Below are 17,867 nucleotides of genomic sequence, written 5' to 3'. Positions count from 1 at the left end.
CCTGAAACCGGTTGTCTGGATGAAGCTGTCGTTGACGCTGATTATTTTTCCCCGGGATAGCTCAGTATCAGAATGGAAATCGGGCTGAGATTGAACGCCTTGGAAAACATCTCCTCGGACTGTCTGAGTGCTTTCTGGGCATGAGCCCTGACCCGGATCTCCTTTTTCAGTTTATTGCTGTAATTTTCAAGCCTTTCCATGAACTGGTTGAAATAAGAGGCAAGCTTTCCTATTTCTCCGCTGTATGGCTTTGTGATTCTCGTGGTAAAATCACCATCCGGCGGTTTGGCGAAGGAGGCCATCAGTTCCTGAAGGGGGCGGTTATTGTCCGGCTGATCACCAGTGTGAGAGGCAGCAGGAGGAACAGGGCGGCGGCCATGGCCCACAGCATGAATTTTCTGATGGTTGTCAGGGGGCAAAAAATTCATCAAGATAACTCGATGATGCAACAATCCATTGGAACTGGGGAATAAAATTGAAAATAACGAGTTTTTCCCTGGCAGTCGAGTCTCCGGGGTTCTGCCACGGATAAATAATCTTTCCCTTTTTCCTTTCACAGATTTCCTGGATGAAATATCGACCTTTGGCGTTTTTTTCCCCCAGTATGTTACGTCCTTCAAGCTTGGGGTGGACAATCAGATTTCCTTTGAGATCCATGACATAGCTGTAACCGGTCTTGCCAAAGCTGACAGCGAGAATTTTTTTTCTGAAATCTTCCAGTTTGACGAGTTGCCTGAATTCACTGCGATATGTGGAAACAGAGATAATCCAGTCCCATGGGGCAAAATAGGCCATATAAAGAGCTTTTCCCCGTTTGTGTTTTTCGCCGGGGTTCTGCCAGTCATAGACAAGATAGCCGGTTTTCTTTTTCTTCTGGACAGTGACAAAATTGTACTGGGAAATATTGACACCTACAAGAGACGGCTGTGGGTGGATCTGAAGTACGCCCCCACTGTCAATGGCATAGATATAGCCAGATTCACCAATATGCTGATGGAGGAAAATTTCGGCCACCTGGTTTTTTGCTTCCTCTTCCGTCAATTCTCCTTTCAGGGTTCGTTGATGGAAGAATTCGGTAATTTCAAGGTTTTTTTCTGCTGTGGCGCGGAGGTAATTCTTCAGGGAGACTTCTGCTGCCGTTTCCACCAGATTGAGAAGAATATTAGTGGATTGCTGGAGTTCACTTTCAATATTTTTCTCAATTGTCAGGCGGACAAAGGAGTAGACACCCATTCCGGCAGCAATCAGGATGAGTAGGAAGATGGAGGAGTAGCTTATAAAAAGTTTTGTCCGTATATTGAATTGCACAGTTTATTACCCTGGAGATCTGCCCTGTGATTACCTGGATCCGTTGCGGACTCAGGAAATATACAGAAGTGATGATTCCTGCTACTATACGGGAATTATTCTGGGCAGGCAAGAGGCTGGATTATGGAGTGGGTGCAGTTCAGTTCGGGTAATCTCAGGAGAATCGACTATGGGTATCACCACAGACATCATAATTCTTATCCTCGCATCGTTCTGCTGCGGTCTGCTGATCCAGAATTCTTTCCAATTTTCAGAGAAATGGAGGTCCATAACCTTATCTATCCCGAATATGAAGCGGGTTTTGAAATGGTCAGGCTGGAGAAAGGGACTGCACTGATTGACGTTACATTGGGGGAGGTTGGTTTGCGTAAAGCAACAGGTGTTTCCGTAGTGGGAATAATCCGAGATGAGGCGCTGGTGGTCAACCCTGAAGCGGAGTTCCGCTTCAGGGAAAAGATCTTGTGGCTATTATCGGTTCAGTGGCAGCGCGACAGGCTTTCCACTGTTATTTCTATCCCGCCGACAGGAGTTGTGGCTGACAAATTCTGCCTTACCGCTCCACCTGGCGCATATGGACTTCCTGCTGGGGTACGGAAAAGAGATGCCTTCTTTATCAAAAGTGAGTTTTATTTTTTCCGTCAGATCCAGTCGTACATCCCAGTAATCACCTGTCTTTACCCACGGTCGGACAATCAGGTTGACACTGGAGTCGGCAAGTTCAACCACACCAATGGACGGAGCCGGATCCTTCAGGATTCTTGAATCCGCGTCTACCAGGCTTTTCAGGACTTTTTTGGCTTGAGTGATATCGTCATCGTAGCCGATTCCAATTGTCAGGTCGATTCTTCGGGTTGGTTCAGCCGTAATATTGGTGATAACACCACTTGTAATGGATGAGTTCGGAATAATGACTTTTTGATTATCGGGAGTCATGATAATTGTAGAAAAAATATCGATCTGAAAGACCTTGCCTGTGACTCCTGCGGTACTGATGGCATCTCCTACCTTGAACGGCTGAAAGAGGATCAGCATCACTCCCGAGGCAAAGTTTGCCAGGGAATCTTTCAGGGCAAGTCCTACGGCAAGACCTGCGGCTCCCAGAATGGCAATAAAAGAAGTAGTCTTTATTCCCACCTGGTCTGCTGCGGCTATCACCACGGCAGCCAGCAGAACATAGTAGATAAGTTTGTTGAGAAAGCGGACAAGGGTCTGTTCGATTCCTGCTTTGAGCATGGCTTTTCTGGCAATGGCGGCGAGCCATTTCGCAAGAATCCGACCGATAATGAAAATGACCAGAGCGATAAGGACATTTGGTCCGTTTGTGACAATCCAATCTTTGGCAATGTTGAAATATTGTATATATTGTTCACTTTTCATGCTGTAAGCTCCGGCTGAATTTCATGAGTAATTACAAAATATTTTATTTGTTTGTGACAATTTGTCAATAATGTTACCTGGTGTTTATTTTTGACAGAGCTTCAGGGAGTCCTTTTATATAGATGTCCTGTTTTGAATACGGTATCTCAATACTCTCTTCCGTAAATTTCTGGTAGACTTTTGTGTTGAGCGCATCTAAAACCCTTCCCCTTTCTTCAGGATGGTTGACCCAGAAAAGCAGCTCAAAATCGAGGCTGGAGGTGCCAAACAGCCTGAATCGAACACGGGGAGGTGGGAATTTACACACCTGTCGGTCCTTGTCGGCAATCTGCATGAGAATTGTTCTGACCTTGTCAATATCGGACCCATAAGCCACTCCAACCTTCAACCTGACACGCAGTTTTTCGTGGGGCCCGCCTGACTGGTTAGTGATGGTTGTATTGCCGATGATGGAGTTGGGGACGGTAATCTCTACATCATCCCGGGTAAGTATGCGTGTACTGCGCAGGCCGATATTGGTAACCTTTCCCCGGTCACCCTTGTCGAGTACAATATAGTCCCCCACTTTGTAGGGTGCGTCAGCAAGAATAAAGACCCCGGCAAAAAGATTTGAGAGTGTATCTTTGGCGGCAAAGCCAATGGCAATACCGGCCACCCCGGCAGACGCCAGCCAGGCGGTCATGTTGATATCCCAGATGACAAAGACAGCATAGGTTGCAGCTCCGAAAATAATGACCTTTGCCAGGTTGTCAAAGAGGGTGACCGTACGGTGCTGGATAAATGAGTATTTATTTGACAGGCCGGCAATTCTCTTGAGCAGCAGGGTGGCCAGCCTGATAAAAAACACCATCCATATCAGAACACCGATTGTCCGGATGCATCGAAGAGAAAGGATTTCCCATTTTTCCGCCAGGGGCATCAGGGCAAGTCCCCCGATAAGCCGATCACAACCAGGGTGTAATAGATCGGTGGCCTGAGGAGGACAGCAATCTGGTCGTCAAGGACGATGGATGTCTTTTGTGTAATACTCCTGATTATTTTAAAAAGAACGAAGGTGAGCAGGGAAGCGATGACAAAGGTAATGCAGATAACTGCTCCGCCCTGGAACCAGGGATTTTTCGAGAAAACCTCAACAATCGGTTGCAGGTAATCGACTACTTTTTCTTCCATCCCTGCGCTGACTGCAGCCTCTTTGGTTTGTCCGGCTGCAGCCGGGTATGAGGATGAGGAAAAAAAAATGAGAAAAAATGAAAATAACGATAGTTGTTTCATATGTTGTATATGGAGCAAAAATGTAAATTTTTCTTTTTTTAGTAAAATTTCCAGCCTATAGTAACAGTGTAAGTTTTTTTATGAGTTTAACGGTTTTATGGTGAAAAAACTATGGGAATTGTTTTCCTGATGGAAGGGAAGTGGAAAAACTGCTACTACCTGTTTTTCTTTCTTCTGTTTTCTGTTCTGCTTTTCGGTTGCAGGGAGAAGCTGCCAAAATACCATATTGGTGTCCTGCAATGGACAGAAAAAGTGTATCCATACCGTTTGACATACCAGGGTGTCATTGACGGGCTTCATGATCTTGGTTTCCAGGAATCTGTTAACCTGACAATTGATTATCGAAATGTTGAGCAGGACAGAAAACTTGCCTACGAAATATCGCAGGATTTTGTAAAAGACAACGTTGATCTGATTGTAGCCCTTGGTACTGGCAGCAGTCTTGCCGCGATCAGGGCAACAGACCATACACCGATTCCTGTTGTTTTCTCCATAGTTGGTTCTCCTGAAACCACCGGAATAATAGACAGTTTTTCTGAAGCAGGAGGCAATATAACCGGTGTCAGTATGAAAGTGCCGGTTCAAGAGCAGTTTCAGAAAATTCATAAGATTCTTCCCCGTTTGAAAAGACTGGGAATCCTTTACTGTACTGAAATGCCCCAGGCGGTAGCAACAGGAATGGAGGCTGCCGGGACTGCTGAAAAATTTGGTTGGACCAGTGCTGTTCAAACAGTTTCCCAAAAAGCATTACCATTTCTCCGCAAACAGGTTGAAATGCTTGCCAGGAAAATGGATGCCATTTATATTCCTACTGATCCGGTTCTGGGGACTGCAGAAAATCTTGATCTTGTCATTCGTGTGGCCGATGAACACGGGATACCTGTTTTCGGTGTAGCTGAAGAATTTGTAAAGCGGGGTGTCCTCGCCGCATACCATTGTGATTATTATGAAATAGGGCGGCAGGCTGCTGGACCCATTGTCCGGATATTCAAAGGAGTGAATGCCCGGGATATTCCATCACAAAAACCGATTATCAAAAAATGGTCTCTGAATCTTAGAAAAGCCGATCAGTTGGGAATAAATATTGACCGGGCCCTTATCATGACAGTCGATAACCTGATTAACTGATGTTCCGCATTACTTGTACTTGAGGTGTTCATGCTGAATTTTTCCAGGATCCTGCCAAACAGTTTCAGTGGACGACTGATTGGGATGATGTTTTTATCCGGCTTTATTCCTGTAATTATTTTTGCTGTACTGATGAGCATTTTCGGCCATCGTTTTATTGACGAGACCTCTCACGCCATTGAGCAGGGACAGCACGATCAATGGCAGAGAAGCAGGGTTATTCTTGCCCAGATGGCAGAAAATTTTGTTCGTCAGAAGGCAATGGATGTTGCTTTGCAGATGAGTCTGTATATGGAGGGACATCCGGAGATGAACCTGGAAGAGTTGCAGAAAGATCAGGTTTTCAGGAAAATAGCCATCCAGCCCGTGGGCAGTACAGGGTATACTGTTGTTATTGATTCCCGGGCAGTGGTTACCAGGTTTCACAGGGACTCTCAAAAAGAAAATATAAAATTATCTGTTTTTGCCGATGAGTTCCCTGAGTTCTGGAAAATAATCAAAACCTGTCTGAACGGCAGGTACACCAGCGGGTATTACAAATGGAAAGGCGCTGACTCCAAGCTGCGGCATAAGTTCATGTATATTGTTCCCCTGGGGCGTCAAACGGCCGATGGAGTTCTACTCAGTGTTGCGGCCACGGCATATGTTGATGAATTTACACGGTCAATCCAGGCTACCCGTGATATTTTCAGTGGAACCACTCATCTTTTGATGCTCACCTCAAAAAATCTCATTCAGTCCATGAGAAGTATGGGTTTTTTATTCATGGGGATATCTATTGTGCTGCTTCTGGGGATGGCAATAGTGAGTGGAATGTATTTTTCCCGGGCGGTCAGAAAACTCAGAAATGCGACAAAAAAGGTTAACCAGGGAGACTTTTCAATACGTCTTCAGGCGGGGATGACCGGGGAGATGGATGATCTGACAGAAGATTTTAACAGGATGGTACAGAATCTTGCCATAACAACCGTCAAAAAGGAACAACTTGAAAGAAAGGAATCGGAACTCCATGCCCTCAACAAGAATCTCCAGCAGGAAATAAGTGATCGAAAGCATGCAGAGGAAAAGCTTCGTCATTATCAGGACAGCCTGGAAACACTGGTCTCAAAGAGAACTGAAGAGTTGGTCTGCACCAACGAACGGTTGGTCAGCGAGGTGGAGGAAAGAAAACAGGCTGTTGAAGCCCTCCATAAGAATGAACAGAGGATGAAGGCTATTCTGAGGGCCTCTCCTGTCGGTATCGGTCTGCTGGTTAATCGGAAATTTATCTGGATCAATGAAATGATGGTGCAGCTTACCGGACATGAAAAAGAGTTTCTTGTTGGTAAGGATATCAGTCTCTTGTACCAGAAGCAGGAACAGTACGAACAGGTGGGCAGGGAGTTTTACGGCAGAGTGTTCCAGGGTGAAATCGGAGAGACGGTGGTCTGCTGGGTTCGAAAAAACAGTGTGGTTTTTGACTGTAGTATCAGGGGATATCCCCTTGATCCCGAGGATCTCAGCCAGGGAATTATTATTGCAGTTGCTGATATTTCCGAGGCAAAAAAGCTTGAGGAGAAACTGCGTCAGGCCCAGAAAATGGAAGCTATCGGAACCCTTGCTGGAGGTGTTGCCCATGACCTGAATAATATTCTTTCGTCCATTGTCAGTTATCCTGAATATATTCTCCTGGATCTTCCAAAGGATAGTCCGATCAGAAAACCTCTGAATACTATTCTCAAGTCCGGAAAGCAGGCTGTTGCCATAGTTCAGGATTTACTGACGATGGCACGCAGGGGTGTTGCCATTGCCGAGGTACTGAATATCAACACAATTATCAGAAATCAATTGCAGAGCTCGGAATATTGTCAGTTCAAACGATATCATTCCAGGGTGGATGTAGTCTGCAGATTTGACGGAAACCTAGCCAATATCAAAGGTTCCGAGGCCCATCTGGCAAAGGCCGTTATGAATATGATCAACAACAGCGCGGAAGCGATGCCCGAAGGAGGGACAATTACACTTGTCACAGAGAATGTGGTGCTCCACAGCCCGTTGAAAGGGTATGAGGTTATAGAAAAAGGCCACTATGTAAAGGTTACAATCGAAGATGAAGGTGTTGGTATCAGCGATGAAGAACTGCTGCGGATTTTTGAACCGTTCTATTCAAATAAGAAGCTGGGGCGGAGCGGCAGTGGCCTGGGAATGGCCGTTGTCTGGGGAACGGTAAAGGATCACAGGGGTTTTTTTGATATTGAAAGCATTCAGGGGAAAGGTACGGTTTTCACATTATATTTACCGGTGACAGACGAAGAGATCAGTGAAACACTACCCCCCTTGTCCATAGACAGATACCAGGGAAATGGAGAACGTATTCTCGTGGTTGATGATTCCGATTCCCAGAGAGAAATAGCGGAACATCTTCTGGAGCGGTTGGATTTCAGGGTTGCACTTGCGGCCTCGGGTGAGGAAGGGGTTCGCTACCTGAAAGATAATCCGGTGGACCTGGTTGTTCTGGATATGATCATGGAGGGTATGGATGGTCTCGAGACCTACCGGCAGATGTCTGCATTTAAACCGGATATAAAGGTTGTCATTACAAGTGGATTTTCCGAGAATAAACGGGTTCGGGAACTGCAGAAACTGAGTGGATGTCAGTATATCAAGAAACCGTATTCCCTGGAACAAATCGGGATGGCCATCAAACGTGCGCTTTCAGGATATGTGGCACAACGGGTCAACAAGAATACTTGAATTCAATAAACAGGCGGTCGCTGTCCCCGATATCACTGAATCCGGCCTGGTCTCCGGATTGGTAGAAAATCATACCTCCCGCCAGGGTGAGATGGTCGGTATAATTATATTCGACCTGGAGTCTTTCAAAGGCGTCGCTTTCTTCTGCAGGATTTCGGCAGTAAATTATAAAACTCATCTGGACTGGAAAGGCAGGAAGTGGGGAAACAGCCGTCTTTTCAAAATATTATTGATTATTCATTTTGTATATTTTAAAGTCGGTTCTTTTCGTGCTCAGAGAGTTGTTTTTTCTGGTTGGAAGAATTTTTATTATTGGATCCTGCAAATTTTTACCGGTGTATGTAAATGAGAGTAAAAATATTTTTTATCAGCGTAATTATACTTGTATTCTGCAGTGCCTGGAGCGTGTATGCCGAAGGGAACCACAGGCTGGGTGCCGGCCTTCATTACTGGTACGCGCTTGAGGATATTGATAAGGACAATGTGGATGACAAGGGGTACGCGCTCCAGTTTTCATATCAGTATGTCACTACGAGTTTACTGAAAATCGAGGCGGATCTGGATGTGCTGCAGGAAGGATATGGTGGTTCGGACAGCACTGTTTTTTCACCCCAGGCCTTTTTGCTTCTTGGAAAAGCTGTTTATGCCGGAGCTGGTGTGGGAATAAATTATTCCGACGGCTCTTTTGCAGAAAGTCCGTTTTTTGCTCTTCGTGCAGGAGTTGAGCTGGAAGTCCTGCCGGCTCTCTATGTTGATATCAATGCCAATTACAGGTTTGAAACCTGGGATTTTGATGCGATAAAGGAAGATATCGACACGGACACCATAACGTTGGGTGCACAGGTTCGTATTGAATTTTGATTTCTACTAGATTTAGGCAGATATCCCTTCAATCCGGCTAAGTCGGGTTTTGTAAAAATTGTAGTACTTCCCGATTGAAATCAGTTTCATTAACCAGATTTGATGGATCCATCGAGTTCTTTAAGATCACAAACCGTGAACCTGTTATTGCATCGGCAATTTTCCGATTTATTTCAACGAATGATTTTCCGGACTGATGACCAACCAGTACAAGTGTAGAAATTTGATCACCATCTATTTTTCCAATTGCCTTTATTTTGTTGATTGCTTTTCTTGCAAGGATTAATTGCTCAAAGTCAGCAGTCAGACTCATCTGACAAAAATATTCTTTCGCCATGTGTGCAAATGGTGCTTTATATGTCAGCTCCATTCCTTTTGCCAATATTTTATGACCTGATACTTTAAGGATGGAGTAAGCAGTTATCTGCAGAAAACCAAGTACTTTTTCCCGGCAGGTCTTCAGTTCCCCAAATGTATCAGCCAGGATCAATTTGTGGATTTTTTCCGGATAATTCATGGCAAATGACTGTGCGATTACTCCCCCCATACTCACCCCGACAAGAATACATTTTGATACTCCTGCATAAAACAGTAATTCGAGGAGTTGATCTTCCCAATTTTCTAAATTTAACTCACTGACCTTTGAGGTTTTTCCGTGGCCCAGTAGGTCAGGAGCCAGAACATAATATCCATTTTGTGACAATACCTGAATCTGCGGATCCCACATTCTGTGATCTGCCCCGATACCGTGAAGAAGAACAATGGCCTGACTTCCGACATTACCTGCTATCCGGGCAGAAGTCTGAGTGCCATCCCGGTTTTCTATAGATATTGTCTCTGTCATGAGATTTTATACCTCAATGGCCTTAAAAATAGAGTGACAGTCTCTCAGGGAAGCAGATGATTTATTGAGGAATATAAAAATTTTGATTTATTTTCATCAAAAGCTCAAGTGTTTTTATATTCTCTGATCCTGGTTTCATTGGGTAACAGCTGTGGAAACTCCCGCATCATCAAAGGAAGCCATTTCCCGCATCATTCGACAGGACAGTTCGACCAGGTCAATAGTTATGGCGGCGCCTGTCCCTTCTCCCAGACGCATATCGAGATCGATTACCGGCTCAAGTCCCATGATTTCCAGGGCGGTTTTTTGGCTGATTTCAACGGATTTATGTCCGGCAATAAGGTAATCTCCGATAGCAGGGCAGATCAGGTAGGCGAGAAGGCCTGCTGCGGTGGAGATAACACCATCCAGGACCACGCAGCATTGTTGGGATGCGGCGGCCAGTACGGCTCCGCATATACCACCAAGCTCAAAACCACCGATTTTGGCCAGGAGGTCTATGGCATCTGTGGGGTCAGGCTTGTGGAGGGTAAGGCTTTTTTCAATGACTTCTATCTTGCGCTCCAGTCCGCTGTTGTCCACACCGGTACCCCTGCCGGTAAGCCGTGCCGGAGAAAGACCGGAAACCGCACTGATTATAGCTGTGGCACTTGTGGTGTTGCCGATGCCCATCTCGCCCATTCCGACGATATCGCAGGGGACAGGATTGTTTCTTTCGAGAAAAACCGCGGCACCGCTCTCGATGGCCTCAATTGCCCGACCATTACCCATGGCCGGCTGAACCGCAAAATTGTCTGTTCCACGGGCAATTTTTTTCTTAATCAGCATAAGATGATCATCAAAATCGCCGTTTACCCCCATGTCAACAACGGACAGCTCTATTGCAAACTGGCGGCAGAAGGCATTGATCGCGGCTCCGCCCGCCAGGAAATTCTCTACCATCTGCACTGTTACCTTGGCGGGAAAGGCGGAAACACCTTCCTCAACCACCCCATGATCTCCTGCAAAGACAAACATCTTTTTTCTGTTGATTTCCGGGTTGAGATCATGTTGGATCGCCGCAAGCTGCACGGCAAGTTTCTCGATAGTTCCCAGGGCACCCAAGGGTTTTGTTTTCAGATCAACTTTTTTTTGTGCCTGGTCTCTGACAGCGGTGGACGCAGGCTGTATTGTTTCGGTAAGATCCTGGAGAAAAGGTGAGAGTGAAACCGGCTTTTGCGCGGCCCTGTGATTATTTTCCGCTTCTTTTTTCGCACCCGGTTCTGCAGTTCCAGGGATTTTTTTTTGCGACCAGTCGATGATGTATTTCAGACCATTTCCAGAGAGAACATGGTCCAGTACCCCTTCAACATCTTCAGGTCCGATACATTTTTCAATCAGCATTTCCAGGTTATCCTGCCGGCGGTGGCAGAATGAAACTGCCTCCTCCATATGCTTTCTTCCCGGACCATAAGCTCCGTGAATTTCCAGCTCCTTATAATGGATCAGGTTGAGCAGGTTTGTTTCTATCTCCTCATTTTTTTCCAGCCCACTGAAGTAAATAAAGCGACCACCCTTGCGCAGTTTTGTGATACAGAGGGAAAAGGCTATATGCGAATCGCAGCAGTTGAGAGCCAGATCAAAATCCGAGGCAACCGTATCTTTGCAGAGTGTAAAATCATGTTCCTTTGCAAAAGTATCAAGCCGGGAGATTTTTTCCTGGCTGCGTTCCACAACCGTTATTTTGCAGTTTCGTTCACGGCAGAGAAGAGCCGCGAGCATGCCTACCACGCCGCCCCGTAAATGATGACCCGTGAGTTTGGTTCCGTGGGAAATTTTGATAATCCGTTAATGACGCAGGCGACGGGTTCAGCAAAGGTCAGGCAGCGGGGTTCGATTTTTTCAGTGACGGCAACCAGGCTGTCTTCGGGGACGGACACAAACCGGGCAAAGCCACCGTCGGAATGAAAGCCGATGATCCGCATATCCTCACAGAGGTTTTCCCGTCCCTCCCTGCAGTAGCGGCATTGCCCACAGGCCTGGCCTGGCCAGACGGTAAACAATTTTCCCGAGTTGTCAAAACCTGCAATTTCATGGCCGGGGACCCTGGGCAGGGCCAGGTCGCGATGACCCTGGTTCCACATCTTGGCATCGGTGCGGCAGATTGCACAGCAGGCAACCTCAAGAACAACATGATTGTCCTTTTCCTGTGGAGCTGGTGCGGCAGGGGAATATTCCAGGCTGCGGCAGCCGGTGAGTGAAAGCTTCATGGATCAGTCCTCTTGATATATTTTCTCATGGATTGTCAGTTGCATAATGATGGCTTCCATTTTCCCTTCCTGGTGAAGTTTTTCCACAAGTTTTCTTACTTTTTCAATTTGCTCCAACGGAAAAACAGAAGCTTTTGCCATGTTGCAGGGCAGGGCAGTATTATCCCGAAAACGAAAATAGCTCTCTCCGTCCTTTATAACCAGAAGTTCCATGATCAGTTGACTCCCGCCCTGGTTTTCAGCTCAGCAAGTTTTGCCAGTCCCGCTGCTGGATTTTCATTCTGGACTTCAACCCATTTTTCCAGTTGCATGAGACCCTGGCCCGAGAGAAGAATTTCCCTGGCTCTGGCCACGCCCTCGCCAATGGATGCAACCATTTTCGTGACATAAAATAGCAGGGCGCTGTTTAAAATAACAGCGTCATTAGGGGCTGAATCACCCTGTCCGGCCAGCAGGCGGACCATATTGAGGGAGGCGCTGTGGTGGTCCCTGTCCGCCGCAATGGCTTCAGGTGCATGGGTCTGCAGACCAAAATCTTCAGGGGAAAAAGTCAGTTCCTCAAAAGTACCATGGGAAAGGTGGATTCCTTTGGTTGTTCCGCAGACAGAAGCTTCGTCCATCCCCTTGTCGTTGACCGTGATAGCCCCATAAATAATAATGGCATCCCTGTAACCGATCGCGTCCATGACCTCGGCAACCGGTCTGAGGAGAAAGGGGAGTAAACACCCCGGACAGCAATTTTCGGCATGGCCGGATTGGCCAGGGAAGCGGCGATATTGAGCGGGGATCCGAAACAGATTTGAGAGAGAATACGACCAAGTGCCATGGGATGAACCCTGGGACTCATACCGTTGAAAAGGCCAATACCGCACTTCCTGATACTGCCGGCAACCGTTTTGACATCGCATTCCATATCGACGCCAAGACTCTCTGCCATATCCACAGTTCCACGGGCCGAGGTGATGGCGCGGGCACCATGGCGGGCAATATGTACTCCACCGGCGGCGCCCACCAGGGCTGCGGCGGTGCTGATATTAAATGTCTTGAAACTGTCCATACCGGTTCCACAGTTATCAACAACTTCCAGGTCGTCCAGGGTGACCTTTTCTGTATCAAGGTCATAAACCGCCTGCCAGCCACCGGCAACTTCAGCAGCATTTTCTCCTTTGGCGGTAAGGGCGGCGAGAAAGGCACCCTGCTGCATTTCTGAAACTTCATTGTTCAAAATCATCTGAAAGGCGGAGAAAGATTCATCTCTGGTCAGATCTGTTTTGGCAATAAGATGGGTTATCATTTCCCCGAGCACCCGGTTTTTTTCAGTGTTGAAATCCATAGTATAAATTACTCCTGCAAAGAATGAATAATGCGGGATACGGGAGAAATACTGGAAAAAATCGGGAATCAGGGCTCCGTATCCGGCGGTGGGCATTATCCTGTTGGAAGGACAATACAAAAAACTTTTCCGAATACAGAGAACTCCAGTGGTTTACTCTGAACATGGAGCGAAACAGCCTCCACGGGCGCAGGCAGGCTTTCTGACTTACGAATTTTCCTGCAGCCGACCGCCTTCCCGGAGATATTCTCCAGTGACTTATCCTTGAATTCAGAATATGATATCATTTCAAGCCACCCTTCAGAGAACTGTTGAAATGATACAGTCGGTACAGACTTCGAATACAGCAAGGACTGGCTTGTGACGGACTCACACCGTCTTTCCTTTTATTCGACACCTGCACCGGTTTTTATACCTCTCTTTTTGCAGGAAATCAATATGGAAACAATGGTACAGGGAGGATTACAATGAAAATAACCCTCGCCCAGACAGCAGTTTCAAAATACCCCGCAGACAACCTTAAAACGGCATCGGATGCTGTTCATCAGGCCTCGATTGAAGGGAGTGATCTTGTCGCCTTTCCTGAGACCTTTATGACCCGTGTGGAAAAGGGCATGTCAACTGCGGAAATAGCTGAACCCTCCGATGGCCCCTTTATCAGCGGGCTGGCGGAGCTGGCCGAACAGTACAGGGTAACCATTGTCTGTGGGGTCTGGCAGAAGGTGGAGGGCGAAAAAAAGCGAGCTGCCAACACAGTCATTGTTCTTGGTCGGGATGGCAGTTTGCAGGCGGAATACCGGAAAATTCATCTCTTTGACGCGCTGAATGTGAATGAATCGGAGCAGATGGTGGCCGGTTCCATAGCACCTCCACTCTTTTCATGCGGTGGCATTCGATTTGGTCTGGCGATCTGCTATGACCTGCGTTTTCCTGAACTTTTCAGATATCTGGCCCGGCAGGGGCGGAAGCGGTGATCGTACCTGCCGCCTGGTATGGTGGGGTTCTTAAGGAAGACCACTGGCTGACTCTTCTGCGGGCACGGGCTATTGAGAATACAATCTATCTTGCAGGAGTGAATCAATGTTCCGCTCCTTTCTGTGGGCGCAGTTCCGTTTTTGATCCCTTCGGTGTTCCATTGGCGGGAGCGGGGGAAAAGGAAACCATGGTGTCTGCTCATATTGAGAAAGAGCGCCTGAAGGATGTCCGCGCACGGTTGCCGGCACTCAGGCATATCCGCCGTGAGCTGTTGAGTGGGTGAAGATTCGACAATATTATCGAGCGGGTAGCAGATTGTCGAAGGGTTTTTCAGGAGATGATCATCGAGACATTAGAACCTAAATCCTGCACTTCGGGAATAAAGAAAAAATATTTATACTGTATAAACAGATAGTTATCGTATTGCAGTAGGGGCTATACTACTCACTATCAGAGTGAGATTGTTTTTTCTTTATTCCCTTGCCCTGGGGGATTGGCAATTTTATCGAATCTGCTTCGTTATCAAGTGCTTGAAGTATGTTAATACGTCTGCGCCCTTGATGCCTCGCATCTCCGAAAACTTGCCAATTGCAGGATTTAGGTAGAATATATTGAATAGAACGTCTGGAAATCAGCGGGCGTGTATTGCGCTACAAGATGAAAAAGAACAATATCAGCCCCCACTTCTCATGAAAAAAGGCGGGAGAATAATGAGAGAGTCACAGGAAAGAGAGTCAATTGATGTGGATGCATGGTGCAGAACATATCCATGTCTTCGCGAGATTATGCAATATCAGGAAGTTATCTGGTTCAATCAACGACAGGAAAAATCCAGTGTCGTCCTGGAAAAAATGGTTCTGAAAAGAAGTGATATTGTTGATGCGACGGCAAGACTCACAAGATTTGCACCCTGCATAGCAGAATTTTTTCCTGAAACCCTGGAAAGTGGCGGTATCATAGAGTCTCCTCTTCGCCCCATTCCGGCAATGCAGAAGGAACTTGAAAAGCACAGTTGCGCGTTTGGTGGCCGGCTCTATCTCAAATGTGACAACCTGCTTCCCGTTTCCGGTTCGATCAAGGCGCGTGGGGGAATATATGAGGTTCTCAAGGTGGCTGAAAAGGTGGCACTTGATGCGGGGTTTATTGCTGTTACTGATGATTACTCCCTGCTTGCCACAGAAGAGGCACGGAAAATATTCGAAAAATTCAGCTTGGCGGTTGGTTCAACCGGGAACCTTGGCCTCAGCATTGGCCTTATGGGAGCCCGTTTCGGTTTTCGAGTCACAGTGCATATGGCTGCCACCGCAAGGACGTGGAAAAAAAAGCTGCTCCGTTCCCATGGAGTGAACGTTGTAGAATACGATGGGGATTACAGTGACGCGGTGACAAAGGGTCGCGCTCTTGCGGCAAATGATTCCACCTGTCATTTTGTCGATGATGAAAACTCCAGAGATCTTTTTCTCGGTTACAGTGTGGCAGCACAGCGACTGGCAGACCAGCTCGAAGAGCAGAATATCATGGTGGACAGCGAACATCCTCTCTTTGTCTATCTGCCCTGTGGAGTTGGCGGTGCACCCGGAGGGATCTGTTTTGGATTGAAACATATTTTCGGAGACAATGTACACTGTTTTTTCGCGGAACCGACTCATGCCCCTTCCGTGCTTCTTGGGCTTTTGACCGGCTTCAACGAGAAGGTATCAGTACACGATTTCGGTCTGGATGGTGTAACAGAAGCCGATGGTCTTGCCGTAAGCAGGCCTTCCGGACTTGTCGGCAGGACTGTCGGGCCCCTGGTGGACGGTGTGTTGACTGTGGACGACAACAGGCTGTTCTCCATGCTTGCCATGCTCTCTGATAGAGAACTGATTCGGATGGAACCTTCAGCGCTTGCCGGACTGGCCGGCATTTCCATGCTCTGTTCGTCCCGTTCCTGGCTTGAGAAGAACGGGCTGACGGATACAATGAATGCTGCAACCCATATTGCCTGGGGTACCGGCGGGAGTATGGTCCCTGATGATGAAATGGAGAGTTTTTATCAAAAGGGTGCATCTCTTCTGTAATCAGTATGCGCATCTCCTGATGTCTGAAATCGATTTCTGGTATAACTCTTCGAATTATCGAAAGAATGGTTTCTTGACAGAGCGGATGATTTTTTGTAGTTATGCGTTTATGCATGATTTGCGGGGGGTTGGGCGAAGTTGTCCAACAGAGATGTGAACAATTACCGAGTGTGTGCAGATGAGCAGTGTGCAGGATTTCTTTGATGAGAAGATACGATTGCCTTCTCCCCCAGCCATTGCCCTGAAAATTCTCCAGGCAGTCAGAAAAGATGAAAATTCCTTTGAAGAGCTGGCCGGAATCATATCCGTTGACCCCGCCCTTTCCATCAGAATTCTGAAAATTGCCAATTCATCCCTTTATGGCTTTTCCAAGCCGGTAGATTCACTTGCCAAAGCAACAGCCCTGATAGGCACGGAGGCGCTGAAAAATATTGCTCTGTCCTTTGTCATCGTTCAGGATTTCCAGGATGTTCCCCAGGGTGGATTTGATCTGAATCTTTTCTGGCGAAGGGCCGTAACTGCTGCGGTGGCGGCTGAAGTGCTGGGGCGGAAGATTGGCTGTAACGGTCAGGATCTCTTTGTTTCCTCCCTGTTACAGGATATAGGTGTGCTGATTTTTTTTCTTTCCAGTCCAAATGAATATACCATGGTTCTGGATGATAAAAGGCTTGGAGCAAGAACGCTTTGCGATATGGAAAAAGAACAATTTGGCCATGATCACACGGAAATAGGCTACTATCTTCTCAGCTCTTGGATGCTGCCTTCTTCCATTTGCGGGCCGATTCGTGCGCACCATTCTGCGGGTTTGGAAAATGAATACCCGCAGGAGGCAAAGATTCTGAGTTTTGCAGACAAGATTTCCTCAATGTATCACGGTCTGCACAGCAATAGTAAGTTTGTCGATATCCATACGGGACTGGCTGATGAATGGCACTGCACTTCTGAAGAAGTCGATGCGTTGATAGACAGTATAGGTGAGAGAGCCAGGGAAGTGATGGAGCTTTTTTCCATAGATCCCGGAGAAATAAAGCCATTCACCCAGATCATGCAGGAGGCCAATGATGAATTGAGGCGGTTGAACTTCTCCTATGAACAGATTGTTCTCGAGCTCAAACAGGCGAAACTGAACGCGGAACAACTGGCGACGGAGTTGAAAAAAGCAAACGAAAGTCTTCGGGAACTGGCCCTGCGGGATGGTCTTACAGGGTTGTATAATCATCGGTATTTTCAGGAAGTGCTTGAGGCGGAATTGAGCAGAGCTTCCAGGTACGAACATCCGTTGTCCCTGCTTTTTATTGATATTGATTTTTTTAAAAAAGTAAATGACACCTATGGGCATCCGGCAGGAGACAGTGTTCTCTGCGCGGTCAGCCGGTTACTGGTGAAACTTGTCCGTCACAGTGATATCGTAGCCCGATATGGCGGCGAAGAATTTGCAGTAATTATGCCGGAAACAGATTCCCGGGGAGCCAGGGTGATAGCCCAGCGGTTGAGAAGGGGAATTGGTCAGGAGCAGATTATTTACCGGGAGAATTCAATTTCGATTACGATCAGTATAGGTCTGGCGACAACAGGTGGGGGAATCCCCGTCATGGAAAGAAAAAAATTGATCGAATCAAGTGACCGGGCTCTCTATCGGGCCAAACAGAACGGGAGAAACAGGATAGAAGGATAGATGCGATACAGCGGGAGTTCACATGATCGTTGTTTGTCTGCAGAATACACCT

General features: G+C 47.0%; 15 protein-coding genes, 2 pseudogenes and 1 riboswitch. Of the genes and pseudogenes, 6 read left to right on the top strand and 11 right to left on the bottom strand.

All coding sequences use genetic code 11. The features are described from left to right. Positions 1-41 precede the first annotated feature (41 nt). From LO777_RS16255 to LO777_RS16235, 5 genes are all read right to left on the bottom strand, one after another. Positions 42-428 (bottom strand): HAMP domain-containing protein, encoded by a 387-nt coding sequence (locus LO777_RS16255; protein ID WP_228854900.1) that lies wholly within the window; start codon positions 426-428, stop codon positions 42-44. Beyond that, entirely contained in the window at positions 409-1,308 is a 900-nt protein-coding gene (locus tag LO777_RS16250; protein ID WP_228854899.1) for a cache domain-containing protein, read from the bottom strand. Before LO777_RS16250 ends, LO777_RS16255 begins: the two co-directional genes overlap by 20 nt. Positions 1,309-1,776: 468 nt before the next feature. Continuing rightward, positions 1,777-2,685, bottom strand: coding sequence for a mechanosensitive ion channel family protein (locus LO777_RS16245; protein ID WP_228854898.1), 909 nt, complete (start codon positions 2,683-2,685; stop codon positions 1,777-1,779). Between the two features lie 73 nt (positions 2,686-2,758). Further along, positions 2,759-3,604 carry a mechanosensitive ion channel family protein gene (locus tag LO777_RS16240; protein WP_228854897.1) on the bottom strand — a complete coding sequence of 282 codons (846 nt, stop codon included), beginning with the start codon at positions 3,602-3,604 and terminating at the stop codon, positions 2,759-2,761. Next, on the bottom strand, positions 3,604-3,855 hold the full coding sequence (locus LO777_RS16235) for a hypothetical protein (protein WP_228854896.1): 252 nt from the start codon (positions 3,853-3,855) through the stop codon (positions 3,604-3,606). The genes LO777_RS16240 and LO777_RS16235 overlap by 1 nt, the downstream gene beginning before the upstream one ends. A gap of 213 nt (positions 3,856-4,068) precedes the next feature. On the opposite strand from LO777_RS16235, the gene LO777_RS16230 reads away from it, so the two are divergent. Together LO777_RS16230 and LO777_RS16225 are read left to right on the top strand one after the other, a co-directional pair. Further along, positions 4,069-5,085: an ABC transporter substrate-binding protein gene (locus LO777_RS16230; protein ID WP_228854895.1), complete on the top strand. Its 1,017-nt coding sequence runs from the start codon at positions 4,069-4,071 to the stop codon at positions 5,083-5,085. Between the two features lie 30 nt (positions 5,086-5,115). Beyond that, positions 5,116-7,818 (top strand): response regulator, encoded by a 2,703-nt coding sequence (locus LO777_RS16225; protein ID WP_228854894.1) that lies wholly within the window; start codon positions 5,116-5,118, stop codon positions 7,816-7,818. Here the strand turns inward: LO777_RS16225 and LO777_RS16220 are convergent. Next, positions 7,802-7,996, bottom strand: coding sequence for a hypothetical protein (locus tag LO777_RS16220; protein ID WP_228854893.1), 195 nt, complete (start codon positions 7,994-7,996; stop codon positions 7,802-7,804). The two genes, LO777_RS16225 and LO777_RS16220, sit on opposite strands and share 17 nt — an antisense overlap. 167 nt (positions 7,997-8,163) lie before the next feature. Here LO777_RS16220 and LO777_RS16215 point away from each other — a divergent pair, with 167 nt between their 5' ends. Further along, entirely contained in the window at positions 8,164-8,679 is a 516-nt protein-coding gene (locus LO777_RS16215; protein WP_228854892.1) for a porin family protein, read from the top strand. A gap of 37 nt (positions 8,680-8,716) precedes the next feature. On the opposite strand, the gene LO777_RS16210 is transcribed toward LO777_RS16215, so the two are convergent. The 5 genes and pseudogenes from LO777_RS16210 to trpD form a co-directional block, all read right to left on the bottom strand. Then, positions 8,717-9,523, bottom strand: a complete 807-nt coding sequence (locus LO777_RS16210) for an alpha/beta fold hydrolase (RefSeq protein WP_268907463.1) — start codon at positions 9,521-9,523, stop codon at positions 8,717-8,719. 135 nt (positions 9,524-9,658) lie between these two features. Continuing rightward, on the bottom strand, positions 9,659-11,284 hold the full coding sequence (gene cobT / locus LO777_RS16205; RefSeq protein WP_228854890.1) for a nicotinate-nucleotide--dimethylbenzimidazole phosphoribosyltransferase: 1,626 nt from the start codon (positions 11,282-11,284) through the stop codon (positions 9,659-9,661). Positions 11,285-11,286: 2 nt separating this feature from the next. Then, positions 11,287-11,772, bottom strand: coding sequence for an alcohol dehydrogenase catalytic domain-containing protein (locus tag LO777_RS16200; RefSeq protein ID WP_228854889.1), 486 nt, complete (start codon positions 11,770-11,772; stop codon positions 11,287-11,289). Positions 11,773-11,775: 3 nt separating this feature from the next. Further along, on the bottom strand, positions 11,776-11,985 hold the full coding sequence (locus LO777_RS16195; protein ID WP_228854888.1) for a hypothetical protein: 210 nt from the start codon (positions 11,983-11,985) through the stop codon (positions 11,776-11,778). 2 nt (positions 11,986-11,987) lie between these two features. After that, positions 11,988-13,066 (bottom strand): annotated as a pseudogene (trpD, locus tag LO777_RS16190) (anthranilate phosphoribosyltransferase). A 214-nt stretch (positions 13,067-13,280) separates the two neighbouring features. After that, a riboswitch (cobalamin riboswitch) is annotated at positions 13,281-13,521 on the bottom strand. A gap of 51 nt (positions 13,522-13,572) precedes the next feature. Here trpD and LO777_RS21225 point away from each other — a divergent pair. From LO777_RS21225 to LO777_RS16170, 3 genes and pseudogenes are all read left to right on the top strand, one after another. Next, a pseudogene (locus LO777_RS21225) lies at positions 13,573-14,363 on the top strand (carbon-nitrogen hydrolase family protein). Between the two features lie 427 nt (positions 14,364-14,790). Then, on the top strand, positions 14,791-16,140 hold the full coding sequence (locus tag LO777_RS16175; protein WP_228854885.1) for a D-serine ammonia-lyase: 1,350 nt from the start codon (positions 14,791-14,793) through the stop codon (positions 16,138-16,140). A gap of 178 nt (positions 16,141-16,318) precedes the next feature. Further along, positions 16,319-17,815, top strand: coding sequence for a sensor domain-containing diguanylate cyclase (locus LO777_RS16170; protein WP_228854884.1), 1,497 nt, complete (start codon positions 16,319-16,321; stop codon positions 17,813-17,815). The last annotated feature ends 52 nt before the right edge of the window (positions 17,816-17,867 follow it).

Source organism: Desulfomarina profundi (assembly GCF_019703855.1).
In the GTDB taxonomy this organism is placed as follows: Bacteria; Desulfobacterota; Desulfobulbia; order Desulfobulbales; family Desulfocapsaceae; genus Desulfomarina; species Desulfomarina profundi.
Note: the sequence above shows the minus strand (reverse complement) of the source record. Positions and strands in the feature narration are given on the sequence as shown.